Genomic DNA, 26,576 nt, shown 5'->3' with positions numbered 1-26,576 from the left:
TGGCTGAAACGCGCGATTTCAAATGATATTCGCGCAAATCGGCCATAAAATGGCGGAAAGATCCCCGGTTTCGCCGCGCTAAGCGCTTTCTACATACCAGCAGAAGAACCGGTTCCATGGGACAATCTCGCCTTTCCCGCCGTTATCCATCCGTGTTTCCCCCATGTCCGCCGACTCAGCGCCCCAGCGCAGCGCCACATCGATGACCCTGCAAATCATCCCGGTCGTCTTTTTCACCTTCCTCTGCTATCTGACCATCGGCATTCCGCTCGCGGTCTTGCCGGGCTACGTGCACAACGACCTCGGCTTCAGCACGATCGTGGCCGGCGGCGCGATCAGCGTGCAGTACATCGCGACGCTCTGCTCCCGGGCGCTGGCCGGTCGTTCGGCCGATACGCTCGGCCCGAAGAAAACAGTCACGATCGGCCTGATCCTCTGCGGCGCGAGCGGCGTGCTGCTGCTGCTCGCGACGCTCGTCGCGCACTGGCAGGCGCTCTCGCTCGCGCTGCTCGTGACGAGCCGGCTGCTGCTCGGCTGCGGCGAAAGCCTGGTCGGTACCGGCGCGATTCTGTGGGGCATCGGCCGCGTAGGCACGGCTAACAACGCGCGCGTGATCTCGTGGAACGGCATCGCCACCTATGGCGCGCTGGCGCTGGGCGCGCCGCTCGGCGTGGAAATGGCGCATTACCTCGGCTTCTGGTCGCTCGGCATTTCGGTGATGGCGCTGGCCGCGCTCGGCTTCTGGCTCGCGCGCCCGCTCGCGCCGGTGCCGATCGTGCATGGCGAGCGCATGCCGTATCGCAGCGTGCTCACGCGCGTGCTGCCGCACGGCCTCGGCCTCGCGCTGGGCTCGGCGGGCTTCGGCTCGATCGCCACCTTCATCACGCTGTTCTACGCGGCGCACCAGTGGCCCAACGCGGCCTTCGCGCTCACGCTGTTCGGGCTGATGTTCATCGGCGCGCGCCTCTTGTTTTCGAACACGATCAAGGCATTCGGCGGCTTTCGCGTGGCCATCGCCTCGTTCTCGTGCGAATGCGCGGGTCTGGTGCTGCTGTGGCTCGCGCCCACGCCCACGGTTGCGCTGATGGGCGCCGCGCTCACCGGCTTCGGTTTCGCGCTGGTGTTCCCGGCGCTGGGCGTGGAAGCGGTCAGTCTCGTGCCGGCGGCGAGCCGTGGCGCGGCACTGTCGGCCTATTCGGTGTTTCTCGACCTCTCGCTCGGCATCACCGGGCCGCTCGCGGGCTATGTGGCCAATCTGTTCGGCTACGGATCGGTGTACATGTTCGCGGCCATCGCGGCCGCTGCGGGCGTGGCGCTGTCGGTCTCGCTGCACCGCAAGAGCGTGCACGGCGCGGCATCGCAGGCCGAATAAAGTGGGCACGAAATAAAAAAGCCGCACCCAGGCGGGTGCGGCTCGTTTCAAGGTTCAGGGCGCGGCGGCATCACACCACCGCGCTCGTCTGGTTTACTTCTTCACGGCATTCGGATCGAGCTTCTTGCCCGTGGCCGCGTTATAACGCTCCACGTACTCCGCAGTGAGCTTGCGCACCGCACGGCCGATCTTGCGGTAATCCGCTTCGTTCAGGTTCGCGAGCGACACGCGGCCCGACGGGTGCGCCGTGCCAAAGCCCTTGCCCGGCAGCAACACGACGCGCGCGTCGCTGGCGAGGCGGAACAGCAGCTCGTTGGGCTGCGTCTGCTTCAGGAGCCAGTCGACGAACTCGCGGCCGTAGAGCTTCTCGCCGTAGTACTCCATGTCGATAATCGAGTAATAGTCGACCTGGTTCGGATCGCTTTCGTCGTAGGCGATGCCCATCTCCTCGAAGAGCGCGCGCTTGCGGCTACGGATCAGGCGCTTCAGCGCATTCTTGTACGCGTCGGGCGTGTCCATTAGCGAGAACAGCGAGAACAGCACCATCTGCACCTGCTGCGGCGTCGAGAGGCCGGCCGTGTGATTGAGCGCGACCGTGCGGCTGTCCGCGACCAGCCGGTCGATGAACTTGAGCTTGTCCGGCTCCGTCGTGATCGACTTGTAACGCTCGTGCAGGATCTTCTTCTCGTCCTTCGGGAGCTTCGCGATCGCCGCGTCGAGCACGTTGTCCTGGTGCGTCGCGATCGTGCCGAGACGCCAGCCCGTCGCACCGAAGTACTTCGAGTAGGAGTACACGAGAATCGTGTTCTTCGGCGCGAGCGCGAACAGCGAGACGAAGTTATCGGCGAAGGTGCCGTACACGTCGTCGGTGAGGAGGATGAGGTCCGGGCGCTCCTTGACGATCTCGGCGATGTATTCGAGGCTCTCGTCGCTGATCTTCACCGAAGGCGGATTGCTCGGATTCACGAGGAAGAACGCCTTGATCTTCGGATCGCGCAGCTTGTCGAGCTCCTTCTTCGAGTACTGCCAGTTGTTCTCGACGGTCGCGTTGAGGTGCACGACGTTGAGCTGGTAGTCGTTGAGCTCGGGAATCTCGATGTACGGCGTAAAGATCGGCATGCCGAGCGCAATGGTGTCGCCGGCCTTGATCAGGAAGTTCTCGCGCATCGTGTTGAAGATGTACGTCATGGCCGCAGTGCCGCCTTCCACCGCGAACACGTCGAACTCGCCCACGAACGGATGCTTGCCGATCATCTCGCGGCGCAGATACTGGCCGACGATGATCTCCGAGAGCTTGAGCATGCGGTCCGGCACGGGATAGTTGCAGGCCAGGATGCCTTCGCACATCTCGTACAGGAAGTCGCCTGCCGACAGGCCGAGCTGGTCGCGCACGTACGACACCGCGCCGCCGATGAAATCGATGCCGGGCTGGCCCTTGTTCTCGCGCAGGAACTGGTCGAAGCGCTCGACGATGCCGGCGCGCTGCGGGAAACCGCCCACGCCCTCGGGCATATAGGAGAACGAGCGCTCCGATTCGCGCATCGCGAACGCGCCCAGTTGCCAGAAGCCGTGGCGCGGAATCGTGGCGAGGAAGTTAGGATTGCCGCGGCCCGCATTGAGCATCGAGAAGTTGGCCGGGCGCTCGGCTGCGCCGCCGCCCGCCGCCTTGATCAGCTCGTCCTTGAGCTCGAACGGGCTCAGTGCTTCGATGCCTGATTTGTCCTTCGATTCAGCTCTACCTTTTGCCATGATGCTCTCCGTTGGAAGACGTTGAGTGTGCCGCCGTTGCAGGTGCTCGATGCACCGGCGAGGGCGGCACGCGATTTCGACTAATCGATGCGGACGGGCCTGCGCCTGTTCGACTGCTCGCGCGGCCCGACCTACGCGGCCCGATTAACTTCATGTCATGCAAGACCCACCACGAGCGGCCCGAGCAGCGTGAGCAGCACGTTGGCGATCGCGTAGGTGATGGCGAACGGCGCCGTCGGCACGGCGCTCTCGGCCTTGTCGAGAATGCCGCCGAAGGCCGGGTTCGCACTGCGGGAGCCGGACAGCGCGCCCGCGAGAATCGCCGCGTTGTTGTACTTGAGCACGTAGCGGCCAAACAGCATCGTGAGAATGAGCGGAACGATGGTCACGACCACGCCGAGCAGGAAGATCGTGATGCCGCTCTGCTTGATCGTCACCACGGCCTGCAGGCCCGAATTCAGCCCCACCACCGCAACGAACGCCGCGAGACCGAAGTCCTTGAGCAGTTGCGAGGCGGCCGGCGGCATCACGCCGTACATCGGGTGCTTGCCGCGCATCCAGCCGAACAGCAGGCCCGCGAGCAGACAGCCGCCACCCGAGCCGAGCGTGAGCGGAATGCCAGCCACGTTCACGACGATCAGGCCGACCAGCAGACCGAGCACAAGGCCGACGCCCATGTAGATGAAGTCGGTCTTGTTGCTGTAGGCCAGCTCGTAGCCTGCGTCCTTTGCAACGCGCTTGGTGTCGGTTGCGGTGCCGTAGACGGTGATCACGTCGCCGTGCTCGAGCTTCGAGCCCGGCAGCAGTGCAACAGGCTGCCCCGCGCGCTCGATCTTCTCGATGTACACGCCGTGGCGCAGGTCGCGGTCGACGTTCTTGCGCACTTCGGCAATCGTCGTGTGGTTCATGCCCTTCTTCGTGAACACGATCTGGCGCGTCTGCATCACGAGGCTCATGCCGCCCGAATCCGGCATTTCCGGTCCGATCAGCGCGCCCACTTCGACCATCTGTTCACGGCGGCCGACGACCAGCACGAGATCGTCGCGACTCAGCACGAAGTCGGGCGTGGCGTCGACGATCTTGCCGGCGCGGCGGATCTTCTCGACGGCGACGAAATCCTGCTGGGCCAGTTCGATCTGCTTGACCGTCTTGCCGGCTGCGGCCTCCACACGGAACACGCGGCCGAACAACTCGGGCAGCGCTGCAAGCTGGCCCGGCCCGGCCGAGGCGCTACCGCCCGCCATTTCGAGCTCGGCGTCCATCGAGGCGTCTTTGAGGCTGCGGCCCATGAACTTCGGCAAGATGTTCACGCAAACGATGATCGCGCCGAGCGAGCCGAACACATAGGTCACGGCGTAGCCGATCGCGACGTCGGCCTGCATGGCCTTCACCTGGTCGGGCGGAAGACCGAGACGCGCGATGGCGTCGCCCGCCGTGCCGATGATCGCCGACTGCGTCATGCCGCCCGCGGCGAGACCGGCGGCGAGGCCCTTGTTGAGGTGAAAGAGCTTCGCGCAGACGAGCACGGTTGCGAGACCCGCGAGCGCCATGAACACGGCCATGGCGATTTCGCGCAGCGTCTTGCGGTTGAGCGAGTTGAAGAAGCCCGGCCCGGAGTCGTAGCCCACGGCGTAGATGAAGACCGCGAACATCACCGCCTTGACGCCGTTGTCGATCGTCACGCCAACCTGACTGATCACCACGGCGGCGAGCAGCGACCCGCCTACGCCGCCGAGCTGGAACTTGCCAAAGTTGATCTGCCCGACCCAGTAACCCACGGCCAGTGAGAGGAATAAGGCGATTTCCGGGGATTTGTGAAAGATGTCATGTAGCCATTCCATCGTGCCCTCGCATGGTAGAAGTAACTGCTTGCTGCCGTTGAAGTTGAACGGCCGGTTGGACGGCCAATTGGGCGACCTGTTGGACAACCGGGCGGACGCCCCGACGAAAGCGCATCGTTATTGAAATAACGCGGCCATCATCGGCCACGAACGGATCGGTGCGCGCCACGTGCTCAAACGCGGCACGCACCACATATCAGCCGAAATCAGCCGAATTTCGTCGCGAGCCCGACCACCACGGGCCCCATGAGCGGCAACAAGATATTCGACAACGCGTAGGTGATCGTGTAGCCGATCACCGGAATCGAATTGCCGGTCACGCCGACCAGCGCGCTGATCGCCGGCGTGCTGCACTGCTGGCCGGCGATCGCGCCGAGCAGCATGGGCGCGTCGAGCTTGAGAAACATGCGCCCGATCCAGAGGGACATGAGGCCCGGAATCAGCACCATCATGATGCCGACGAGCGGCAGCGCGAGACCGTACTCGCGCACGAGCTTGATGGCGTCGGGGCCAGCCGAAAGACCCACGGCCGCAATGAAGGTCGCGAGGCCGAAGTCCTTGAGCACCTGCGCCGCCGCCGAAGGCAGCGAGCCGACCACCGGGAAGTGCGAGCGCAGCCAGCCGAAGAACAGGCCCGAGAGCAGGCACCCGCCGCCGGTGCCGAGCTCGAGCGCGATACCGCCCAGCTTCAAGCCGAAGCGGCCGATGATCATGCCCACGAGCACGCCGAGACCGAGGTAGACGAAATCGGTCTTCTGGGTTTGCTGGATCACGTAGCCGAGGCGCTTCGCGCCGCGCGCGACGTCGTTGGGCGCGCCGATCAGCGTGAGCACGTCGCCGCGGTGCACCACGGTGCCGGGCAGCGCGGGCACTGCGTTCTCGAGACGCGAAATTGCACCCACGTAGATGCCGCGCCCGTCTTCGGGCGAGGCGCGCTCGCGCATTTGCGCGAGCGTGAGGCCGTCGGCTTCGCGGCGCGTGAGCATCACGTCCACGCGCTGCGCGAACAGCTTCACGAAACCCTCGCCCGAGACTTCGGCGCCAAGGCTGCCCGACGCCTCCACCACGACCTCGCGCCGCCCGCCGATGAATACGATATCGCCCGCCTGCAGCACGGCCTGCGCGGCGGCGTCGATCTCCTGCTTGCCGCGCACGATGCGCTCGACCGTGATGTTGTTGCCAAAGCGCGCCTCGAATGCCGAGACCTGGGTGCCCGCAGCCGGACCCACCTTGAACGCGCGCGCCTCGAGCAGCGGCAGTGCGAGCCGCTGGCCTTCGTCGAGCACGCCGTCGCCGCCGAGCGTGCGAAACAGGCGTGCGGCCTCCTCACGCAAGTTCACACGCAAAAGCAGCGGCGCGATCTGGCTCGTGAACAGCACGATGGTGATCAGGCCGAACAGGTAGCTCACGCTATAGGCGGTCACAATGTGCGCCTGCAGCGTGCTCACCTGGGTGTCGCTCAAGCCCAGCTTCGTGATTGCCTCGGAGGCCGTGCCGATCACCGCCGACTCGGTGGCGGCGCCCGCCAACAGGCCGGCCGCGGTGCCCGCGTCGAGCTTCATCACGACGACGACGATCATGATGAGCGTCATGACCGAGACAATCTCGATGATCGAAAGGAGCCCATAGCGCCAGCCACGCCCGATGTTCGCGAAAAATTGCGGGCCGCCCGTGAAGCCGAGCGCGAAGATGAACAACGCAAAGGCAACGTTCTTGAGATCGGGCGAGATGCGCGCGCCCGTCTGCCCCAGCACAAGCGCGACGATCAGCGTGCCGCACACGCCACCTAGCGAGATCGGGCCGAAACGGATGGAACCGATCAAATAACCGAGCGCGAGACTTACGAACAACGCTATCTCGGGCTGCGACTTCAGCAATTCGACGATCATGTCTGGTCTGCCGATTTACGTTTTAGTTTTCAGAAAAATGCATAAAAAACATGCACGCAGCATGCACGTCTCTATTCCCGTGCTTCACGACATTTTTTGCGCGAAGCACAAAAAAATCCGTCCCGACTGAATCTAACTTTTGTGAAAAATGCAAGACAACGCGACAACCCGATCATCAACGCATCGACAACAAACATTTCACGCCCGCAACGCCCACAAGCCTGCCAGACCTGCCCCTTCGCGACGCGACCCAAGCCTGCAATGCCATTGCGCTCGGCATGCAGCAGATTGAATTATGCAATTGATTCCAAGATCGGCGTCGATTGCGTGCGCACTGTTCGTTTCACAGCTCTATGCGCATATCGCCAGAAATTCTATTCCTTTACAAGAGTGAAACGCCGGCGCCGTTTGAGATAAATATTGCAATTCTTTACAACTGTCAATATTATTTTCCTTCCAATATCGCCGCCGCAATCTCCACAACAAGGCCGCATCTAGCGTGCCCATTGCCGGACGTCATCTCGGCAATGCCGAACGGAATGCCCTTAACCGGGTAAATGCAATCAGCATACGAGGCGAAATTCCATGAATCAGATACACGCCATGCGCGTCTTCGTCACGGTTGCGCAATCACAAAGCTTTCGCCGGGCCGCGCAGCAACTCGACGTCTCGAATGCCCTGGTCACCCGCTCGGTTGCAATGCTCGAAGCTCATTTGCATACCCGGCTCATCAACCGCACCACGCGCAATCTTTCGCTTACCGAAGCGGGCCAACGCTATCTCGAAGGCTGCCGCAGCGTGCTCGACGAACTGGACCACCTCGAAAATGCGCTCGCGCATACCGAGCGCGAGCCCGGCGGCACGCTACGCGTGGCAGCGGCCAGCACGCTGTCGCTCGTCACGCTCACGCCGCTCATCGACGGCTACCGGCGCCGTTATCCGCGCGTGAACGTGCGCCTCACGCTCGTCGAGCGGCAATTCTCGCTTGTCGAGGACGGCTTCGACGTGGGCATCGTCGCCGCCTCGCCCACGCGCGACGGCGACCCGGATCTCGTCGAGCGGGCACTCGATGTGGCAACCTTCGTGCCATGCGCGTCGCCCGGCTGGCTTGCCGAGCACGGCGAGCCGCGCACGCCCGCGCAACTTGCTCGTCACGCGGCGGTGACGCTGCCGCCCGAGGCGCGCAGCGTCACCTGGCAGTTCGCAAGACCCGGCGAGCACGCGCAGCAGGTCACGCTGCGGCCCGCCTATGCCGTCAACAACATGCTGATGGTGCGGCACGCCGCGCTCGCGGGCATGGGCCTGGCTATCGTGCCGGCGTCGCTCGTCGCCGACGACCTCGCCGCCGGCACGCTCGTGCGCCTGTTGCCCGAGTACGAGATCGACGACCCCGAGGCCAACATGTCGATCGTCTATCCGAATCGCCAATATCTGCCCGCGAAAACGCTGCGCTTCGTCGACTACGCCATCGAGCATTTCCAGCGGGCGAGCGACGCCAGCGGGCGCAATACGGTCACGTCCGCAGCGCTCCCGGCATCCGGTCACGCCGCTCTGCGGTCCATGAGCAGCACGCTCGGCAACGGTGCGGCGCTGCATATGTCGAACGGCGTGTGAGGACTCGCCTGGCAGCGGTTATATAGATCTGCCAGGCGCTAACCCGACACAAGAACGGCACAAGAACGGCGCAAAAGCGGTACAAGTGCCGCGCAGACCCGGCGCGCCTACGCCGCCCCAGGCGCCGCGCCCCGCCCGCTTTGTTCCAGTCCCATGTGGCCGCACAGCTCGCGCAGCAGCGGCGCTTCGCGCTCGTGCACTTCCACCGGCAGCCACCTCGCGCCCGCCCATGAGAGATAGCGCGCACGATGCTGGCCGTTGCGAAACGCCACCACGCCCTCGTGCGCGAGGCCGAGCCAACCCGCCAGCCCTGCCACGCGCCGCTTCATGATCGTCACATAGGGCATTTGCGGCACCCGCTCGTTGCGCGGGTCGAGAAACTCGCGGATGCCGCGCACCTTGCCCACATGCCAGTCATCGACGGGCTTGAGCACATAGTCGGTGTCGTCGCGATCCGCGCAGACCAGCAGCTTGTACAGGTCGACCACCACCACTTCGTGACGCGTGCCATCGGTCGCGAAGACGCGCTTGAAACGCACGTGATCGTAGGGATGATGTCCCGGCACTGGCACGGTCCAGAAAGGTCCTGACGCGGACGGCGGCGGCAGTGGCGGAATCGATGGCATTTCGGTGGGCGTGGACAGGGTCGTCTGCGGCATGCGTCAGGCACATCTCTTGTAGCAGTGAAAAGGGGCCTAAGCTACGAGGGATATGTGAATTTTTCGTGACCTATGCACACCGAATGAAGATGTTGCCGGCACACTGGAAAAAAGCTGACGAAACCCGCGCCCATCCCACGCCACAAACACCGATGCCTGATTCTTGAAGGTCGCCGCGCAAGCCGCTAAATTTAAATCTGACAGCCGCTTCGAGCCCCCCATCGATCGATCGGCTGTCCGCACCGCCCGCACCGAGCGCCGCCAGAATCGCCCACGTCATCTGTTGCACGATGGAGCATTCCCTGGACGAAACCCCGCCGCGCACGACCCATGATGCTGCATCAGGGGACCTTCCATGCCGACGGATCGAATCATCCGGTTCGCGGATTTCGAACTCGACGTCGAGCGCTACCAGCTTCGCCGCGCGGGCGAAGAAGTGCGGCTGGAGCGGCTGCCGATGGATCTGCTGATCCTGCTCGCATCGCGCCACGGCGAGTTGATCTCGCGCGCCGACATCGTCGAGCGGCTATGGCGCAGCAATCCCTGGCGCGACACCGAGAACGGCATCAACACGGCGATCCGCAAGATCCGCATCGCGCTCGCCGACGACCCGGCGCAGCCGCGCCATCTCGTCACCGTGAAGGGCAAGGGCTACCGGCTCGACGGTGCAAGCTTCGCGAACCCGGCAGGCGCGACGGAGCCCAGCGACACGCACAACGCAGTGCGCGTGCTGGTGCTGCCGTTTGCAAACCTCACGGGTGACGGCAAGGAAGAGTCGCTGTGCAGTGCGCTCGCCGACGAAATCTCGGCCACGCTCGGCGCACTCGGCGCGGACCATCTGCGCATGATCGCGCGCACCACCGCCGCGCGCTATCGCGACACGGCCAAGAGCATCGGCGAGATCGCGCGCGAGCTCAAGCTCGACTATGTACTCGAAGGTTCGTTCTCGCGCGAAGCGCACCAGGTGCGCATTCTCGCGCGCCTGATTCGCTGCGCCGACGAAGTGCAGATCTGGAGCCGCGCACACGAACCGGTTTCGCAGGGCTCGCTCGACCTCCTCAAGGAGGCCGCCGCCGCGCTCGCGCAGGAGCTCGCCTCCAAACTCTCCGAACAGCAGCGCTCGCTGCTCGCGCGGCGGCTGCCCGTCGACCCCGCTGCGCACGACGCCTATGTGCGCGGGCGTTACTTCTGGTACCGGCGCGTGCATTTCGATGCGGGGTTCTGCGCCCAGCACGGCATCGACGGCGAAGACTTCGCGCGCAGCCGCGCCTATTTCGAAACGGCGCTCGAGCACGACCCGAACTACGCGCTGGGTTACGCCGGGCTCTCGAACTACTACGGGGCGTCGGTCGTGCACGGCCTGTTCGCGCCCGACGACGGCTGGCCGATCGCGCGCGCGCTCGCGCAAAGCGCACTGGAGCTCGACCCCGACCTGCCCGAAGCGCATCACGCGCTGGCCGCGGTGCGCTACTTCTTCGACTGGGACTGGCCGCGCGCCGAGGCAGGCTTCAAGGAAGCGCTACGGCGCAATCCGAGCTACCCGGAGGCGCACCGGCTCTACGCACGGCTGCTGCTCGCCGCGGGCCGCCATGCCGAAGGCCAGGCCGCCATGGCGCGCGCCGAGAAAATCGATCCGCACGCGTTCCAGGGCTCACGCGCGTTCGGCATGATCCTCGCGGGCCAGCACGCGCAAGTCGAGAGCGAATATCTTTCGCCGGGCCACATGGAGCATTCGCCGCTCGTGTACCAGGTGCTGGCAACCGCGTTCGAAGTGAAGAAGCTCTTTGCGCAGGCCGTGGACGCCACCGCGGAAGCGCTCGATCGCTGCAATCTGCTTGCACGCTCGGCCGCCGTGCGCATGCATTGGGAAACGGGCGGCTACGACGCGGTGCTGCACTGGTATCTGGACGACCTGCTGGCGCGGCGGCGCAGGCAGTACACCTCGCCCTTGCTGATCGCCGAGGCCTACGCGCGGCTCGCCCAGCCCAACGAGATGTTCCAGTGGCTGGACGCGGCGCTCGCCGAACGCAGCTCGCGGCTGTGCGAGCTACGCATGAATCCGTGGTTCCAGCCCTATCGCGCGAGCGGACGCATGCGGCACATCGAACAGCACATCGGCGACGGGCCCATGCGTTGAATGGCGCGCAGGCCCGAATCGTAAGCGCTCCTCACAGACACACAAAGGGCGCTTCTTCGAGCGCCCTTTGTGTGTCTGTCGGCCGTTGCGGCCAAAGGTTTCGTTCGAGGTCTCCGTTCGCACCTCAATTGCCGTGATACAAGTCGTTGTTCAGGCGGTCGCGCTCACCCGACTTGATCGAGCGTTCCAGATCCTGATACACCTGCGCATGCGACATCGATAGCGGCGCCCCCGCGGCGCTATTGGTCATGGGCATGCCGCCCACGTCCTGCGAAGCCGACGGCGTGCCCTGTGACGGATCGGACGACGTATCGGCAAACGCGATTCCTGCGAAGAAAGCGGCCGTGCAGGCCACTGCGATGCGTACTGTGTTCATCGTGTTCATGTCATCGCTCCAGGAGAACAGCGCATGCACCCCACCCGCCATGCGCAACGCGGACGAAACCAGTAGTCCCCCCGCCAAGCTGAAGAACGGGCTTTGCACCAGATAACGCGCACTGGATCGTAGGCCAATGGTGCGGCCCGCCTGCGGGGTGCACCATGGACGCAACCTGAAGAAATCGTCAAGGCCACCCGCAGCAGGACGCTGTTGCGTAAGAAGAACGCAAGCCACGCGGAGCACTCGCGGCGCGACGCGGCGCCCTCACCCGTAGTAGGATCTCGCCCGATGAGAACCATCTTCACCCGCGATTTCCTCGCCCTGATCCTGAGCGTGGCCGTGGTCGGCCTCGGTTCGGGCGCAACCCTGCCGCTCACCGCCCTCGCCCTCACCGACGCCGGCTACGGCACCGCCATCGTCGGCCTGCTCACCGCCGCGCAAGCATTCGGCGGGCTGCTCGTGGTGCCGGCCACGGCGTGGATCTCCACGCGCTTCGGCTCGCGTCAGGTGATCGTGGGTTCGGTGCTTGCCGCCGCCGTCGCCACCGCGCTCATGCAGTTCAACGCGAACCTGTGGCTCTGGGCGCTCTTGCGCATGGTCTGTGGCGCGGCGCTGATGCTGCTCTTCACCATCAGCGAAGCATGGGTCAACGAGCTCGCCAACGACACCAACCGCGGCCGCGTGGTCGGCATCTACGCGACCACCTTCACGCTGTTTCAGATGTCCGGCCCGGTGCTCGTGAGCCAGATCGAGGGATTCACGTCGTGGCGCTTCGCGATCTGCGGCGCGATCTTCCTTGTCGCACTGCCGACGCTCGCCGCCATCCGCACGACCGCGCAGAGCGCCGACCTGCACGAGCCGCACGGCAGCTGGCGCCATATCCTGCCGAAGATGCCCGCGCTGATCGTCGCCACGGGGTTCTTCGCGCTGTTCGACACGCTCGCGCTCTCGCTCTTGCCGCTCTTCGCGATGGGCCACGGCATCGACACCGAAACGGCTGTGCTGTTCGCCTCGGTCGTGCTGCTCGGCGACACCACCATGCAGTTCCCCATCGGCTGGCTCGCCGACCGGCTCGGCCGCGAGCGCGTGCACGCGCTGATGGGCGTGCTCGTGGCGGTGCTCTTGCCATTGCTGCCATTGGCGGTCGCAACGCCATGGCTGCGCTGGCCGCTGCTCTTCGTGCTGGGCGCAGCGGCGGGATCGATCTACACGCTGGCTATCGTGGCGTGCGGCGAGCGCTTCGAAGGCGTGGCGCTCGTGTCGGCAAGCGCGCTCGTGAGCGCCTCGTGGAGTGCGGCGAGCTTCGGCGGGCCGATCGTCACCGGCGCGCTGATGGAACACGCGGGCCGCGACGCCATGCTGTGGGTGCTGTTCGCTTGCGCGCTGATGTTTCTCGGGACGCTGCGCTGGGAGCGCGCACGGGGGGTTGTGCGCGCGAAGGCTTGATAAGCCGATGCCGATGCCGACGCCAACCCGGCGTCGGCGCGCTTACTTCATTACTTCAACGCCGGCAAAATCTTGCCGACGCACTCACCGAACCCCACGCGATAACCCTCGCCCTGGCACCAGCCCGCGAGCGTAAGTTCGTCGCCGTCTTCGATGAAGCCGCGCGTGCCGCCGCTCTTCAATTCAAGCGGATTCTTGCCGTTCCACGTGAGTTCGAGCAGGCTGCCGAACGAATCCGGCGTCGGCCCCGAGATCGTGCCCGAGCCCATCAAGTCGCCCACACGCGTGTTGCACCCGGCCACCGTGTGATGCGCGAGTTGCTGCGCCATCGTCCAGTACATGTGGCGGAAATTCGTGCGCGCAATCGAGGTTGCCTCGCTCGCCGCTTCGGGGTGCAGCAGCACTTCGAGCGCAATGTCGAACGCATGATTGCCCGCGTGACGCAGATAGTCGAGCGGCTGCGGCTCCTGCACCGGCTGCGCGACGCGAAACGGCTCCAGTGCGTCGAGCGTCACAACCCACGGCGAGATCGTGGTGGCGAAGGTCTTCGCATTGAACGGCCCAAGCGGCACGTATTCCCACTGCTGGATGTCGCGCGCGCTCCAGTCGTTGAGCAACACCATGCCGAAGATATGCGCCTCGGCGTTCTCGCACGCGATCGGCTCGCCAAGCGCATTGCCGCGCCCGACGATGAAGCCCGTCTCCAGTTCGATGTCGAGCTTGCGGCATGCGCCGAACACCGGGCGCTCCTGGTCGGGCAACTTCAACTGGCCATTGGGGCGGCGCACCGACGTGCCGCTCACCACCACCGACGAAGCGCGTCCGTTATAGCCGATCGGCATCTCGGACCAGTTCGGCAGCAGCGCATTCTTCGGATCGCGAAACATCGAGCCCACATTCGTCGCGTGCTCCTTCGACGAATAAAAGTCCGTATAGCCGGGAATCTCCACTGGCAGATGCAGCTTCGCATCGGCAAGCTTCACGAGCGCGCGTTGGCGCAGGCCCGCGTCATCGCGCAGCGTGGCCCCGCTCGTCGTATCGCGTGCGAGCAGCGACGAAAGCTGCACGCGCACGCTGCGCCACACTTCGCGGCCGAGTGCGATGAAGTCGTTCAGCGCGGCACGCGCGAAGACGTTTTCCGCACCCGAGGACCCGGCCGGCACGCGCAGCAATCCGGCCTCGTGCAGCACCGCCAGGTCGACAACCGAGTCGCCGATGGCCACGCCCACGCGCGCGTTTTCGTGGCTCGCCGTACTGAACACGCCGAACGGCAGGTTCTGGATCGGGAAATCACAGGCCGCATCGTTCGCGCTTTCGATCCAGCTCTTGCGCTGCGGATCGAACGTTGCCTGCAGATCGGCGGGGATGGGGTTGCTGGGGTTGCTCATTGCTGCTCCGGATTGAAGTGTTTTTTGAGGCCTTGCCAGCACTCGTAATAATGCGCCTGCAGTTGCGCCGATTCGAGCGCGAAGCGCGTCGGGCGAATCAGCGTGCGGGTCTCGAACATGAACGCCATCGTGTCGGCGACCTTATTCGGTTTGGTCGTATCGATGTTCGAGGCCTTCTCGAAGGTCTCGGCATCGGGGCCGTGGCCCGTCATGCAGTTATGCAGGCTCGCACCGCCCGGCATGAAGCCCTCGGCCTTCGCGTCGTACACGCCGTGCACGAGGCCCATGAACTCGCTCGCGACGTTGCGGTGGTACCAGGGCGGACGGAAGGTGTTCTCGGCCGCGAGCCAGCGCGGCGGGAAGATCACGAAGTCGATCGCGTCGACGCCCGGGGTGTCGGTGGGCGACTGCAGCACGAGGAAGATCGACGGATCCGGGTGGTCGTAGCTGATCGAGCCGATGGTGTTGTAGCGGCGCAGGTCGTACTTATACGGCGCGTAGTTGCCGTGCCACGCGACCACGTCGAGCGGCGAATGGCCGATGTCGGCGCGCCAGAGCTCGCCGTTCAGTTTCGTGACGAGCTCGAACTGCCCTTCGCGGTCTTCATAGGCCGCGCGCGGCGTGAGGAAGTCGCGCGGATTCGCCAGCCCGTTCGAGCCGATCACGCCCAGATCGGGCAGACGCAGCAGCGCGCCGAAGTTTTCGCAGATATAGCCGCGCGCCTCGCCGTCGGGCAACTCGACCGTGAAGCGCACGCCGCGCGGAATCACCGCGATCTCAAACGGCTCGACCTCGAGCTTGCCCATCTCGGTCGCGATCGCGAGGCGCCCCTGCTGCGGGACGATCAGCAGTTCACCGTCGGTGTTGTAGAAGAAGCGATCGGTCATCGAACGGTTCGCCGCGTACAGATGAATCGCGCAGCCGCTCATCGAGGCCGCCGAGCCGTTGCCGGCCATCGTCACCCAGCCGTCGATGAAATCAGTCGGCTCCGTGGGCATCGGCAGCGGATCCCAGCGCAACTGGTTGGGCGGCGTAGGCGGCACGCCACCGAAATCGGCGACGAGGCGCGGCGCGCGGCCCTTGCCACCATCGACGCTGGCACGCGCGGCAAGCAGCGTGAACGGCTGATGCACCGCGCCCGGCCGGATCCGATAGAACCACGTCCGGCGATTGTGCGCGCGCGGCGCGGTGAAGGCCGTGCCCGAAAGCTGCTCGGCGTACAGGCCATAGGCGCAACGCTGCGGCGAGTTCTGGCCGTCTGGCAAGGCGCCGGGCAGCGCCTCGGTGGCGAACTCATTGGCAAAGCCGCTCATATAGCGCGCGGCCGCCGTGTCCGATCCGCTTTTCCCGCTTTTTTCTACATCCGCCTGGGTTACGTCCCGCAAGGGTGCGTTCATCACTGTCTCTCCACGTTTTACCGGCGAAGCCCGCCGCGCGATTTACGAATAGTAAAACGGATTATGATTAGTGAAATTACATGTAAACCCTGATATCCCAGGGCGGGAGTCGGAAATGCGCCTCTGCGTGGATATCGTTATCACTAATCGGTGCATGCCGAAGCGTCCGGGGCTGCTACCATCAAGCCATGCGGCCCTGTTGTCGCGATAAACCAACCGGCGCGGGCCGACCGCGCATTACCCGTTACGCCACATTCATCGCGTCATGATCGCCCCAACCATTCCCGAGCTCGTCGCCCGTGCCGCCAACCATCCATTTCTCGGCGAGCACCTGATGATGGGCACAGGTACGCATCACGCGGAGGCCGTCGCGCACCGCAATGGCGTGGAGCTCTTGAGCGCCTATGAGCCGATCTACGACATCAGCGTGCACGGCGGCGCGCAGTCAATCACAGCAGACCTCACATTGGCCTCGCGCTTCGGCGACGAACTCGGCTTTCAGGCGGTGACGCTACGCGAGCACGACGGCAAGGTCGAGCCCTTCGACCCGTTCGCCACCACCGTCGACGACCCCGAGCTCGTCGCGCTCGACCGCTGCGTGCGCGCGCTTCACACGATCAACTTTCTTGGCTCGCAGCAGCACGGGCTACTGTTTTTGCGCGTGCACGAGCAACTGCTCAAGAGCGTGAAGTACGACCACGGGCGGCACTTTTCGAATGTGCTGGTCTCGTTCGGACTGAACCCCGGGCGCGTGGTGATCGAATTGCCGGCGGCGGCGGTCGCGCACCGGACCTTCGTCGGCTACCTGACGAAGAGCTATCAGCGCTATGGGTTCAAGGTGGCGGGCAATTTGCCCAACGCGGGGCAGATTCTGTCCGTGTCGGACATGGCGCGGCTCGACTTCCTGAAGATGGATGCGAGCGCGGCACTGCGCGATTCGATGGTGAAGCCGCTGGTGAGCTACGCGGCGCGGCTGCGTATTCCGCTGATCTTCAATCGCGTGGTGGACGCCGCGCAGTTCGAGCAGTTGCAGCAGTACGACGTGCGCTTCGTGCAAGGGCCCGTGTTCGCCACGCAGCACAGCGCAGCGTAGTACGGATAGTGCGGATATAGCGAGCGCTGAGAAGGCGACTTACAGGCTGACGGGTTCCTGCTCCAGCTCCACGCCGAAGCGCTCGAACACATCACGGCGGATCGCCTGGGCCAGTTCGAGGATATCGCTGCCGGTGGCGCCGCCGAGATTCACGAGCACGAGCGCCTGCCGTTCGTGCACGGCCGCCCCGCGCAGCGTGCGGCCTTTCCAGCCGCATTGATCGATCAGCCAGCCCGCGGCGAGTTTCACGCGGCCGTCGGCTTGGGTGTACGAGACGATGCGCGGCTCGCGCAGGACGAGCGAGTCGAACTGCTGTGCGTCGATCACCGGATTTTTGAAAAAACTACCCGCATTGCCGAGCGCGAGCGGATCGGGCAGCTTCGCGCGGCGCACCGCAACCACGGCGTCGAATACGTCGCGCGCGCACCGCGCCTCGGACAGCCCGCGCTGCGCAAGCTCGCGCGCGAGATCGGCGTAACCGGCATTGGGCCGCCACGCCTTCGGCAAACGGAAGGTCACCGAGGTAATCAGGAATCGGTCGTGCCCTTCCTGCTTGAAAAAACTGTCGCGATAGCCGAAGCGGCAATCGGCGGCATCGAACACGTACGACGTGCCGGACTCGATCTCGATCGCGCGCACGCTCGCGCAGCGCTCCGCCATTTCCAGTCCGTACGCGCCGATGTTCTGAATCGGCGCCGCGCCCACCGTGCCCGGGATCAGCGCGAGGTTTTCGAGGCCCGGCATGCCCGCTTCGAGCGTCCACGCCACGAAATCGTGCCAGTTCTCGCCGGCGCCGGCTTCGACGTACCAGGCGTCGCCGTCCTCGCGCGTCACGCGCTTGCCCGCCAGCGCGACGAGCAGCACGAGGCCGTCGAAGTCGCGCGTGAGCACGACATTGCTGCCGCCGCCCAGCACCAGCATGCGCAGCCCCTGGGCACGCGGATCGCGCAAGGCGGCAGCGAGACCGGCCTCGTTCTCGATGCGGCAGGCGAAGCGCGCACGCACGTCGAAGCCGAAGGTGTTGTGCTCGCGCAGCGGGTAGCCAGCGGCGAACCACACCGGGGACGGAACGGCGGACGTGGCGGAAACAGGCATCGAGGATGGATGTGACACGAAATGACCGAAGACGAAAAAACGGGCGCTGAAAACGAACGACGCAAACCGCAAAACTCAAACCCGCTCAAACCCGCACGATGCGAAGCGCAGGCACGCCGGCTGCGGGGCCGCCGGCACACAACGCCGCGCAGCCTTGGGCAAACGCAGCGGCGCCGGTAAAATGGCGTCGGTCCGTGATTATAGCGAGTACAGGGCGCCGTACCGGCGAGCCCCGCTGCGGCCCGCGAGCCGCACAATATGCACCGCTCGTGCCCCACTCGCACTTTTGGGAGAAAGCAATGCCATCGTTTGACGTCGTCAGCGAAGCCAACATGATCGAAGTGAAGAACGCTATCGAGCAATCCAACAAGGAGATCTCCACGCGCTTCGACTTCAAGGGCTCGGATGCGCGCGTCGAGCAAAAGGAACGCGAGCTGACCGCGTTCGCCGACGACGATTTCAAGCTCGACCAGGTCAAGGACGTACTGATCTCGAAAATGGCCAAGCGCAACGTGGACGTGCGCTTCCTCGACTACGGCAAGATCGAGAAGATCGGCGGCGACAAGGTCAAGCAGGTCATCACCGTGAAGAAGGGTGTCTCGGGCGACCTCGCCAAGAAGATCGTCAAGCTCGTCAAGGAAAGCAAGATCAAGGTTCAGGCGAGCATCCAGGGCGACGCTGTGCGTGTCGCCGGCGCCAAGCGCGACGATCTGCAAAGCGTAATGGCCATGCTGCGCAAGGACGTGACCGATACCCCGCTCGACTTCAACAACTTCCGCGACTGATTCGTCGCGCGCTGCCGCGCTTCTTTGCGGCTCTTCAAGGCTTTCCGCGGTTTTTCACAAAATCGCTCGCAACGAGGCGGCACGCGCCGCCTCGTTCTCACTCCCCCTTCTTCCTCGCCTAATCGCTCGTCGTGACGAGCGGCATCAGCGTCTCGCCCGTCTCCAGCAGCGTCTTGAGATTCGACAGGATGCGCGGCCAGCCACCCGACACCGCCTCGATGAACTTCGAGCCCGCACGCTCCATGCGGTGCGTAACCGTGAGCTTCACGGCGTACTCCACCTGCTCGATCTGCAACGTGCACAGGGAATCGCCCTCGGCGTTCAGTTCCGGGCGAAACATGTTGCGCCAGCGGATCACGAGACGATGCGCAACGTCCGACTCGACGATCTCGCCCGAATCGGCCACCCGGCCATCGGAAAAGCGCAGCGACCACGGCGAGCCGGCCTGCCAGTCGCACTCGTGATGCATGCCGAACCAATACCGCTCCGTGAACGCGCGGCTGGTGAGAGCCTCCCATAGCGCTTGGGGCGTGGCGCGCATGAACATGACGTAGACGAACACGGATTCGCTCACCGCGCCACTCGTGCCGCCCCTTTCACCCTTGTCACCCTTGCCACTCACGTGGCCTTCACTGCTGCTCATGATGGCTACCTCCGTTTCCCTCGGGTGCGCGTTTGAGTTCGAGGAACGCATCCGCACCACTCCAGTCAGGCCTCCTGCGCGCACAAGGCAGGCGGCTTCTTGCGGGGCCGCCCGCCCTTGCGCCCGTTCGCGCGTGCCGCGGCGGCCTTGGCCGGCGACGTGACTGACCCCATGCCGCGCGCGAGCTCGCGCATCCACGCCTTCGACCCATAGACGCCTTGCAGCAGCCCCGGCGCCCAGACCAGCAGATCGAGCCGGGGAAAGTAGACAGACTGCCCGCCGCCCCAAATCTCGACCTCCGCAAGCTGCGCGGCCGTGGGCGGCGTTTCGAGCATCTGGAAGTCCTGAATGAGTCCGATAGGCACCGCAATGCTCACGCCGTTCGCGAACGCGACCTCGAGCTTGCGATGCGTGCGGCTGTACCGCACGGCAACCGCGACCGGACTTTCCTGTGCCGCCCGGGTCGCGGCTGCGAACTGCTCGTGGCTGATGTCGACCATGTTTGCACTCTCCATGCTGCGATGCTTTGCCATTCCCTGCACAAGCGCCCGATTTGCGGTTCGATCGCGCCAGCAAGGCGCGCGACCTCATGATGCGCGAGCACGAAGCGCTCACGCAACACCAGCGGGCCGCCTGGGCAGTTGAGGTTGAAGACACACGAGCCCTGCGGGCTCACCAAATGAACATGCGCGGGCGAATGGTCGTTGGGAAAGATGACCACACGGGCGCCGGGTACGCGAAGGACTGTGGGCATGGCTCCGAGAATAACCTAACGTTGGGTTTTTTGAACGCCCCGCAACCGTGCGGGACACGTAATCGTTTGCACTGGATCAAGCGTGCGCCGGATTCGAGCCGATATCCGAGGCCGAGTTGGCAGGCAATGACCCGAGCAAGCATAAGGGGCATGCTCTCGCGTGTAATCTCGGCCAATCGGCATAGGCCCAATCGCAGCCCCTCGCGAAACCGGCGCGCGGCAAGCATCAACGCGCAGGCGAAAAAAAACGGCGCCGTAGCGCCGTCCCATTCCTGCCGTTCTCTCGCGCACCCTCCCGCGATTCGCGGCGGGCTCATTCGAGCCTGAACTGCCCCACCGTCTGCGCGAGGTTCGCGGCCTGCCCGCGCAGCGCAGCGGCGGCAGCCGTCGACTGCTCGACGAGCGCCGCATTCTGCTGGACCATCTCGTCAAGCTGGCTCACCGCGCGGTTCACCTCCTGGATGCCCCGCGTCTGCTCGCCGGCCGCCTGGGTCACCTCGGAAATGATGGTGGTCACGTTCGACACGTTCGCGACGATCTCGTCCATCGTCTCGCCAGCGCGGCGCACGAGTTGCGAGCCCGAATTCACGCTCGTCACCGTCGACTCGATCAGAGCCTTGATCTCGCGCGCGGCCTGCGCGCTGCGCTGCGCGAGACTGCGCACCTCGCCCGCCACCACCGCAAAGCCGCGCCCCTGCTCGCCGGCGCGCGCCGCCTCCACCGCCGCGTTCAGCGCGAGAATGTTGGTTTGAAACGCAATGCCGTCGATCACGCCGATGATGTCGGCAATCTTCACCGAGGCGTGCTCGATCGCGCCCATCGTGTCGACCACGTCCGAAATCACCGCGCCGCCGCGCGAGGCCACCGCCGAGGCCGACGACGCCGTCACGTCCGCCTGCTGCGCCGCGTTGGCGGACTGCGCCACCGTCGCCGTGATCTGCTCCATCGAGGCCGCCGTTTGCTCGAGGCTCGCCGCCGCCGATTCGGTGCGGCCCGAGAGATCGACGTTGCCCGCGGCGATCTCGTCGCTCGCGGTGCGCACCGATTCGCTCGCATCACGGATCTGGCGCATCACGTCGCGCAGTTTGTCCATGAACGCGTTGAACGCGCGCGCGATCTGCGCGACTTCGTCGTTGCCCGCCGCGGGCAGGCGCTGCGTGAGATCGCCCTCGCCCTTGCCGATGGCGTCCATCGCATCGCGCACGCGCGAGAGGCGCTGAAACGACACCGCCGTCACCGCGCCAACCACCAGCGCCGCCGCCACCGCGATCACCACCAGCGCGGCGAGCGAGGCCGTGAGGAGCGAGCGCATGCCGGCCGTGGCGTCCGCGCGGTCGAGTGCGACCACCACGCGCCAGTCCGTGCCCGCGATCGGCTGCGCGCGCATCAACCGGACGTCGCCGCCCACCTCGACCGCGAGCGGCACGCGAGCCGCGAACAGCGCGGCCAGCTTGTCGCCCGTGAGCGCGGGCGCGATGTCGGTAACAGGCTTGAGCGTGAGCTTCGGGTCGTTGTGCGCGACGATCTGGCCGGCGCCGTCGATCAGCATGCCGAAGCTCGCAGGCGTCGGATGAATCGCGCGCACGTTGGCGATCACGCTGTCCATGACGACGTCGCCCGAAACGACGGCCTTCACAACGCCCTCGCGGATCACGGGCTGCGCGAACGACACCACGAGCTTGCCCGTGGCCGCATCCACGTACGGCGGGGTCACCACGCCCTTGCCCGCCGCCACCGCTTGCTGGTACCAGGGCCGGCCGGTCGGATCGTAGTCGGCGGGAATGCCGGCGTTGTCGGCGAACTTCGCGCTCTTGTCGGGGTAGCCCACATAGACGTCCATGAAACCGCCGGCCGCGGCGACCTGCTTGAGCATGGGCACGGGATCGGGTTGCAGCACGGCGTCCTGCAGGGAATCGACCATGCGCGCATGGCCCGCGACCCATTCGTCGATGCCTTGGGCGTGGCTGTCCTCGACGGCCGTGAGCATGGCGTCGATCGAATCCTGGTTGTGGGAGTTGGCAACGACGTAGTTGAGCGCCGTGTTGGCTGCCAGCGCGACGACGACGATAACGACGCATAGCGCGACGATGCGCGCCCGAATGGTGGTGAACATAGAACGAAAGGCGCCGTATGGAGATGAGTGAATCAAGTTGCGGTATCGATCTGCGATACCGGTGGCAAGAGCCGATGATCCACGCGTTTACGGCGTCCAGCGCGAAGGACTTGAGTCCGGTTTATCGGGGCGCGAGCACAACGACGCGGCCCCTCCCCGACTTATTGGCTGGCAGCGGCCTTCTTCTTGTCGCCGATACGGCTCTCGGTGCCGTTCATGAGCTTCGAGATATTGGCCCGATGGCGCCAGAACAGCAGCACACTCATCGCGAGAATCGCGAGCGCCATCACGTGCATGCCGAACATGAGCACGCAAAAGAACGGCGCGAACACGGCGGCCGCGAGCGCCGCCAGCGACGAATAGCGCGTGAAGAACGCGACGATCAACCAGGTGAGCAGCGTGGCGCCGCCCAGCACCGGGCTCACGGCGAGCAGCACGCCCGCTGCGGTCGCCACGCCCTTGCCGCCCTGGAAGCGGAAGAACACCGGATAAAGGTGGCCGAGGAACACGGCAATGACCGACAAGGCGACGGCCGTCTCGCCCAGACCGAAACGCGGCCCGAAGCGCATCGTGAGCCAGACCGCGAGCCAGCCCTTGAACGCATCGCCGATCAGCGTGAGGATGGCGGCCTTCTTGTTGCCGCTGCGCAGCACGTTGGTCGCGCCCGGGTTGCCGGAGCCATAGGAACGCGGGTCGTCGAGGCCCATGACGGCGCTCACGACCACGGCAAACGAAATCGAGCCGATCAGATAGGCAGCAACGGCGACAAACAGGTTGTACATGCACGAAACCCGAAGGAAGAAAAACAAAGCGTGGCGGCCCAGTGCGGATCAGCAGGGATGGGCGCGCGAAGACGCTCATTCTACCGAAGCGCGGGCGGCTCTTGCCGCCATCCCAGGGCAATCAGGGAAGGCGGGGAGCGGACTGCACGCACCCAGGCACCGACCCAGACATCACTCAACACTGGCGCACTGCACCGGTTTTGCCCCCAGCAGCGTCGTGAGCACCGCGGGCGCGAGGCTCACGAGATAGCCGCGCCTGCCGCCGTTGAGCCAGATCTGGTCGAGTTCGAGAATGCTCGATTCGACGTACACGGGCATCGTCTTCTTCGTGCCGAACGGCGAGGTGCCACCCACCAGGTAACCCGAGTGGCGATTCGCGACTTCAGGCTTGCAGGGCTCGACGCGCTTGGCGCCGATCTGCCGGGCGAGATTCTTGGTGGAGACCTTGCGGTCGCCGTGCATGAGGACGATCAGCGGCTTCGCGTGCTCGTCCTCCATCACGAGCGTCTTGACGACGCGATGCTCATCCACGCCGAGCTGGCGCGCGGATTCGCCCGTGCCGCCGTGCTCGACGTACTCGTAGGGATGCTCGCCGAACGCGACGCCCGCGCGGCGCAGCATCTGCGTGGCGGGCGTTTCGGAGACGTGTTTCGATTTGCTCATGGCGCGCATTTTAATGGGCAACGGCGCCCGGCGCTGCCGTGGCATGCCTGCACCCGTTCACCCTAGCCGCGCGGATGATGTATTTCGTGCAGTTGCCGCAAGCGCTCGCGCGCGACGTGCGTATAGATTTGCGTCGTGGAGATGTCGCTATGGCCGAGCAACAGTTGCACCACGCGCAGGTCCGCGCCGTGATTGAGCAGATGCGTGGCGAACGCATGGCGCAGCGTGTGCGGCGAAAGCGGCGCGTGCACGCCCGCGTTGAGCGCGTGGCGCTTGATGATGTTCCAGAATTGCTGGCGCGTCATGCCCTCGGCGCGCGCGGTGACGAACAGCGCATCGGCCGGGCGCGCGCCGAGCAGCGCGGGCCGCGCCTCGCGCAAATAACGGGTGATCCAGGCCGAGGCCTCTTCGCCGAACGGAATCAGGCGCTCCTTCGAGCCCTTGCCGAGCACGCGCACGACGCCTTCGTTCAGGCCCACCTCGACGGTCTTGAGCGTGACGAGCTCGGTCACGCGCAGGCCGCTCGCGTACATCAACTCGAGCATCGTGCGGTCGCGCAGGCCGAGCGGCGTGGCCACGTCGGGCGCGTTCAGGAGCGCTTCGACCTGCGCCTCGGTGAGCGTCGATGGAAAACGCGGCGCCTGTTTCGCCGAGCGCACGCGCACGGTCGGGTCCGCGCTCACGCGCCGCTCGCGCAGCGCCCAGCCGTAGTAGCGCCGGAATACCGAAAGACGCCGGTTCGCCGAGGTCGATTTGTCGTCCTTGCGGCGCGCGCTGTAGGCGAGCAGATCGTCCTCGCGCACCGTGTCGAGACCATGCGAGCGCGCGTGCGCGAGCCACTCGGCAAAGAGACGCAGATCGCGCCGGTACGCGTCGAGCGTGTTGCGCGAGAGACCGTGCTCGAGCCACATGGCGTCGCAGAAGGTATCGATGGCGAGCAGGCTCGTAGAAAGCGCCTGCGCGGAGGCTGGCGCAAGCGCGAAGGCTTCGGCTTCTTGCGCGCCGGTCATCGGATGCTGACGCCTTCATGGGTGAGCAGCCAGCGCTTCACGTCGCGAAAGAAGCCGTCACCGCCATGATGCGCGAAGCCGCCGATGCCACTCGCCGAGACCACGCGATGGCACGGAATCACGATTGGAAAAGGATTCGAGCCGCACGCCTGCCCCACCGCACGCGCGCTGATGCTGCCGATGCGCTTCGCAAGCGTGCCGTAAGTGAGCACCTCGCCCGCGCCGATCGCGCAAATGCCGTCCCAGACGCGGCGCTGAAACGCCGTGCCGAGCGGCGCGAGCGGCAAGTCGAAGTCCACTTGCGCGCTCGCGAAATAGCGCGTGATCTGCGCGACCGCGCGCTCGGCGAGCGGGCAGTCGGGCGCGAACGCACGCGTGGACTCGGGCAGATAGACGATCTCGCGCACCGCGCCATCGCCGGTGCGAATGCCGACCTTGCCGAACGGCGCTTCGATTACTGCGTTGAACATCGCGTCTTCTCCTTACCTCAATCCCGTGCCAGCTGAATGCACGCGCCAGTCTAAGCCGCTTCCAGCGCCCATTGCACATGCTCGCGCACGAGCGCCGACGCATCGTGCTCGCGCGCGCGCAACGCCGCCACGATCGCCGCCCGGCCTTCCTGCCGATCCTGCCCGTCGTGACCATCACACGTCGCGCGCAGCGCGTTACCCATCGCCACCGCAATATTGCGCAGCCATGCCTCATGGCCGATGCGACGGATCGCGCTGCCCTGCATGCGCTCGTCGAACTGCTCGGCGCTCCAGCCGAACAGCTCGACGAGACTCGCGCGGTCGAGCCCGTGGCGCACATCGAAATCCGCGACTGGCGCGGCTTGTGCGAACTTGTTCCACGGGCACACGAGCTGACAGTCGTCGCAGCCATAGACACGATTGCCGATCAGCTCGCGCAATTCCAGGGGAATGCTGCCCTTCAATTCGATCGTCAGATAGGAAATGCAGCGCCGCGCGTCGACGCGGTACGGCCCGACGATCGCCCCCGTCGGGCATGCGCCGATGCAGCGCGTGCAACTGCCGCAATGCGCGCCGGGCTGCTCAGGCGCTCGCGAGGGGCGGTCCCGCGGCTCCTGCATGTTCTGTGCATCGTCGGCATCGGTGGGCAACGGCACGTCCACGTAAATTTCGCCGAGAAAGAACAGCGAGCCCGCATCGCGCTGCAGCAGCAAGGTGTGCTTGCCGCGCCAGCCGATGCCGGCTTTCTGCGCAAGCTCGACTTCGAGCACCGGCGCCGAATCGGTGAACACGCGATAGCCAAACGCGCCGATCTCGGCCTCGATGCGCTCGGCCAGCTGCTGCAGCCGCGCGCGCAGCACCTTGTGATAGTCGCGGCCGCGCGCGTAGATCGACACTACGGCCGCGTGCGGGTCGTCCAGACGCGCGCGTTCGTGCTGTCGCCAGTCTTTCGAAAGCGTTTTGTCGGCGAGCGTTGCAGCAGGCAAATAGGCCATGCGCGCAGTGATGACGCGTCGCGTACCGGCCACAAGCTCTGCGGGCCTCGCGCGTTTCATCCCATGTTTGGCCATATAATCCATCTCGCCATGGCAGCCTGCTTCGAGCCACGCAGCAAGGCCCGCCTCGGCATGAGATAGATCGGTGTCGCTGATGCCGATCGCACCGAACCCCAGCTCGCGTCCCCATGCGCGGATGCGTGTCGCGAGCGCGGCCAGCGCCGCTTCATCGAGCGGCGCAGCCTCAACGCGCGGCACTAACCCGCCGGCGCCCGACATGGCAACGCCCGGTGCAGCCGACT

General features: G+C 65.3%; 22 protein-coding genes. 6 read left to right on the top strand and 16 right to left on the bottom strand.

Annotated features, from left to right (window positions below; genetic code table 11):
* Window positions 1-163 precede the first annotated feature (163 nt).
* On the top strand, window positions 164-1,372 hold the full coding sequence (locus HV773_RS00670; protein ID WP_129561297.1) for an MFS transporter: 1,209 nt from the start codon (window positions 164-166) through the stop codon (window positions 1,370-1,372).
* Between the two features lie 93 nt (window positions 1,373-1,465).
* Here HV773_RS00670 and HV773_RS00665 read toward each other — a convergent pair whose 3' ends face one another.
* From HV773_RS00665 to aspT (HV773_RS00655), 3 genes are all read right to left on the bottom strand, one after another.
* Complete coding sequence (locus tag HV773_RS00665; RefSeq protein WP_175193981.1) at window positions 1,466-3,121, bottom strand: bifunctional aspartate transaminase/aspartate 4-decarboxylase; 1,656 nt, start codon at window positions 3,119-3,121, stop codon at window positions 1,466-1,468.
* 155 nt (window positions 3,122-3,276) lie between these two features.
* The gene (gene aspT / locus HV773_RS00660; protein ID WP_129561295.1) at window positions 3,277-4,962 is read right to left on the bottom strand and encodes an aspartate-alanine antiporter; all 1,686 of its coding nucleotides are present in this window, start codon (window positions 4,960-4,962) and stop codon (window positions 3,277-3,279) included.
* A gap of 206 nt (window positions 4,963-5,168) precedes the next feature.
* A complete protein-coding gene (gene aspT / locus HV773_RS00655; RefSeq protein ID WP_129561294.1) occupies window positions 5,169-6,851 on the bottom strand; it encodes an aspartate-alanine antiporter in 1,683 nt (560 codons plus the stop codon).
* A 585-nt stretch (window positions 6,852-7,436) separates the two neighbouring features.
* Here aspT (HV773_RS00655) and HV773_RS00650 point away from each other — a divergent pair.
* Window positions 7,437-8,465 carry a LysR family transcriptional regulator gene (locus tag HV773_RS00650; protein WP_129561293.1) on the top strand — a complete coding sequence of 343 codons (1,029 nt, stop codon included), beginning with the start codon at window positions 7,437-7,439 and terminating at the stop codon, window positions 8,463-8,465.
* A 107-nt stretch (window positions 8,466-8,572) separates the two neighbouring features.
* Here the strand turns inward: HV773_RS00650 and HV773_RS00645 are convergent, their stop codons facing one another.
* Window positions 8,573-9,124 carry a plasmid fertility inhibition factor family protein gene (locus HV773_RS00645; RefSeq protein WP_377731415.1) on the bottom strand — a complete coding sequence of 184 codons (552 nt, stop codon included), beginning with the start codon at window positions 9,122-9,124 and terminating at the stop codon, window positions 8,573-8,575.
* Between the two features lie 355 nt (window positions 9,125-9,479).
* Between HV773_RS00645 and HV773_RS00640 the strand changes: the two genes are divergently transcribed.
* The gene (locus HV773_RS00640; protein WP_129561292.1) at window positions 9,480-11,261 is read left to right on the top strand and encodes a winged helix-turn-helix domain-containing protein; all 1,782 of its coding nucleotides are present in this window, start codon (window positions 9,480-9,482) and stop codon (window positions 11,259-11,261) included.
* Window positions 11,262-11,385: 124 nt separating this feature from the next.
* Here HV773_RS00640 and HV773_RS00635 read toward each other — a convergent pair whose 3' ends face one another.
* A complete protein-coding gene (locus HV773_RS00635) occupies window positions 11,386-11,646 on the bottom strand; it encodes a hypothetical protein (RefSeq protein ID WP_129561291.1) in 261 nt (86 codons plus the stop codon).
* 282 nt (window positions 11,647-11,928) lie between these two features.
* Between HV773_RS00635 and HV773_RS00630 the strand changes: the two genes are divergently transcribed.
* Window positions 11,929-13,086, top strand: a complete 1,158-nt coding sequence (locus HV773_RS00630; protein WP_129561290.1) for an MFS transporter — start codon at window positions 11,929-11,931, stop codon at window positions 13,084-13,086.
* 50 nt (window positions 13,087-13,136) lie between these two features.
* On the opposite strand, the gene fahA is transcribed toward HV773_RS00630, so the two are convergent.
* Together fahA and hmgA are read right to left on the bottom strand one after the other, a co-directional pair.
* Complete coding sequence (gene fahA / locus HV773_RS00625; RefSeq protein ID WP_162497804.1) at window positions 13,137-14,474, bottom strand: fumarylacetoacetase; 1,338 nt, start codon at window positions 14,472-14,474, stop codon at window positions 13,137-13,139.
* The gene (gene hmgA, locus HV773_RS00620; RefSeq protein WP_162497820.1) at window positions 14,471-15,787 is read right to left on the bottom strand and encodes a homogentisate 1,2-dioxygenase; all 1,317 of its coding nucleotides are present in this window, start codon (window positions 15,785-15,787) and stop codon (window positions 14,471-14,473) included. The genes fahA and hmgA overlap by 4 nt, the downstream gene beginning before the upstream one ends.
* Window positions 15,788-16,136: 349 nt before the next feature.
* Between hmgA and HV773_RS00615 the strand changes: the two genes are divergently transcribed.
* A complete protein-coding gene (locus HV773_RS00615; RefSeq protein WP_129561287.1) occupies window positions 16,137-16,964 on the top strand; it encodes an EAL domain-containing protein in 828 nt (275 codons plus the stop codon).
* A 39-nt stretch (window positions 16,965-17,003) separates the two neighbouring features.
* Here HV773_RS00615 and murB read toward each other — a convergent pair whose 3' ends face one another.
* The gene (murB, locus tag HV773_RS00610) at window positions 17,004-18,059 is read right to left on the bottom strand and encodes a UDP-N-acetylmuramate dehydrogenase (protein ID WP_129561286.1); all 1,056 of its coding nucleotides are present in this window, start codon (window positions 18,057-18,059) and stop codon (window positions 17,004-17,006) included.
* A 299-nt stretch (window positions 18,060-18,358) separates the two neighbouring features.
* On the opposite strand from murB, the gene HV773_RS00605 reads away from it, so the two are divergent.
* On the top strand, window positions 18,359-18,844 hold the full coding sequence (locus HV773_RS00605; protein ID WP_129561285.1) for a YajQ family cyclic di-GMP-binding protein: 486 nt from the start codon (window positions 18,359-18,361) through the stop codon (window positions 18,842-18,844).
* 118 nt (window positions 18,845-18,962) lie between these two features.
* On the opposite strand, the gene HV773_RS00600 is transcribed toward HV773_RS00605, so the two are convergent.
* The 8 genes from HV773_RS00600 to queG all read right to left on the bottom strand — a co-directional run bounded on the left by HV773_RS00600 (window position 18,963) and on the right by queG (window position 26,553).
* Complete coding sequence (locus HV773_RS00600; RefSeq protein WP_129563275.1) at window positions 18,963-19,418, bottom strand: SRPBCC family protein; 456 nt, start codon at window positions 19,416-19,418, stop codon at window positions 18,963-18,965.
* 134 nt (window positions 19,419-19,552) lie between these two features.
* Window positions 19,553-19,987 (bottom strand): DUF2442 domain-containing protein, encoded by a 435-nt coding sequence (locus HV773_RS36735; protein WP_129561284.1) that lies wholly within the window; start codon window positions 19,985-19,987, stop codon window positions 19,553-19,555.
* Between the two features lie 567 nt (window positions 19,988-20,554).
* Window positions 20,555-22,354, bottom strand: coding sequence for a methyl-accepting chemotaxis protein (locus tag HV773_RS00590; protein ID WP_129561282.1), 1,800 nt, complete (start codon window positions 22,352-22,354; stop codon window positions 20,555-20,557).
* A 161-nt stretch (window positions 22,355-22,515) separates the two neighbouring features.
* A complete protein-coding gene (plsY, locus tag HV773_RS00585) occupies window positions 22,516-23,136 on the bottom strand; it encodes a glycerol-3-phosphate 1-O-acyltransferase PlsY (protein ID WP_129561281.1) in 621 nt (206 codons plus the stop codon).
* 171 nt (window positions 23,137-23,307) lie between these two features.
* Window positions 23,308-23,799, bottom strand: coding sequence for a Cys-tRNA(Pro) deacylase (ybaK, locus tag HV773_RS00580; protein ID WP_129561280.1), 492 nt, complete (start codon window positions 23,797-23,799; stop codon window positions 23,308-23,310).
* A gap of 62 nt (window positions 23,800-23,861) precedes the next feature.
* Entirely contained in the window at window positions 23,862-24,809 is a 948-nt protein-coding gene (gene xerD / locus HV773_RS00575; protein WP_129561279.1) for a site-specific tyrosine recombinase XerD, read from the bottom strand.
* Window positions 24,806-25,279 (bottom strand): methylated-DNA--[protein]-cysteine S-methyltransferase, encoded by a 474-nt coding sequence (locus tag HV773_RS00570; protein WP_129561278.1) that lies wholly within the window; start codon window positions 25,277-25,279, stop codon window positions 24,806-24,808. The genes xerD and HV773_RS00570 overlap by 4 nt, the downstream gene beginning before the upstream one ends.
* A 50-nt stretch (window positions 25,280-25,329) precedes the next feature.
* Window positions 25,330-26,553, bottom strand: coding sequence for a tRNA epoxyqueuosine(34) reductase QueG (gene queG / locus HV773_RS00565; protein ID WP_129563274.1), 1,224 nt, complete (start codon window positions 26,551-26,553; stop codon window positions 25,330-25,332).
* Between the last annotated feature and the right edge of the window lie 23 nt (window positions 26,554-26,576).

It is taken from the genome of Paraburkholderia caffeinitolerans (assembly GCF_902859945.1).
GTDB classification, from domain to species: domain Bacteria; phylum Pseudomonadota; class Gammaproteobacteria; order Burkholderiales; family Burkholderiaceae; genus Paraburkholderia; species Paraburkholderia caffeinitolerans.
The sequence above is the reverse complement of the archived record's forward strand: the minus strand, read 5'-3'. Positions and strand labels throughout refer to the sequence as shown.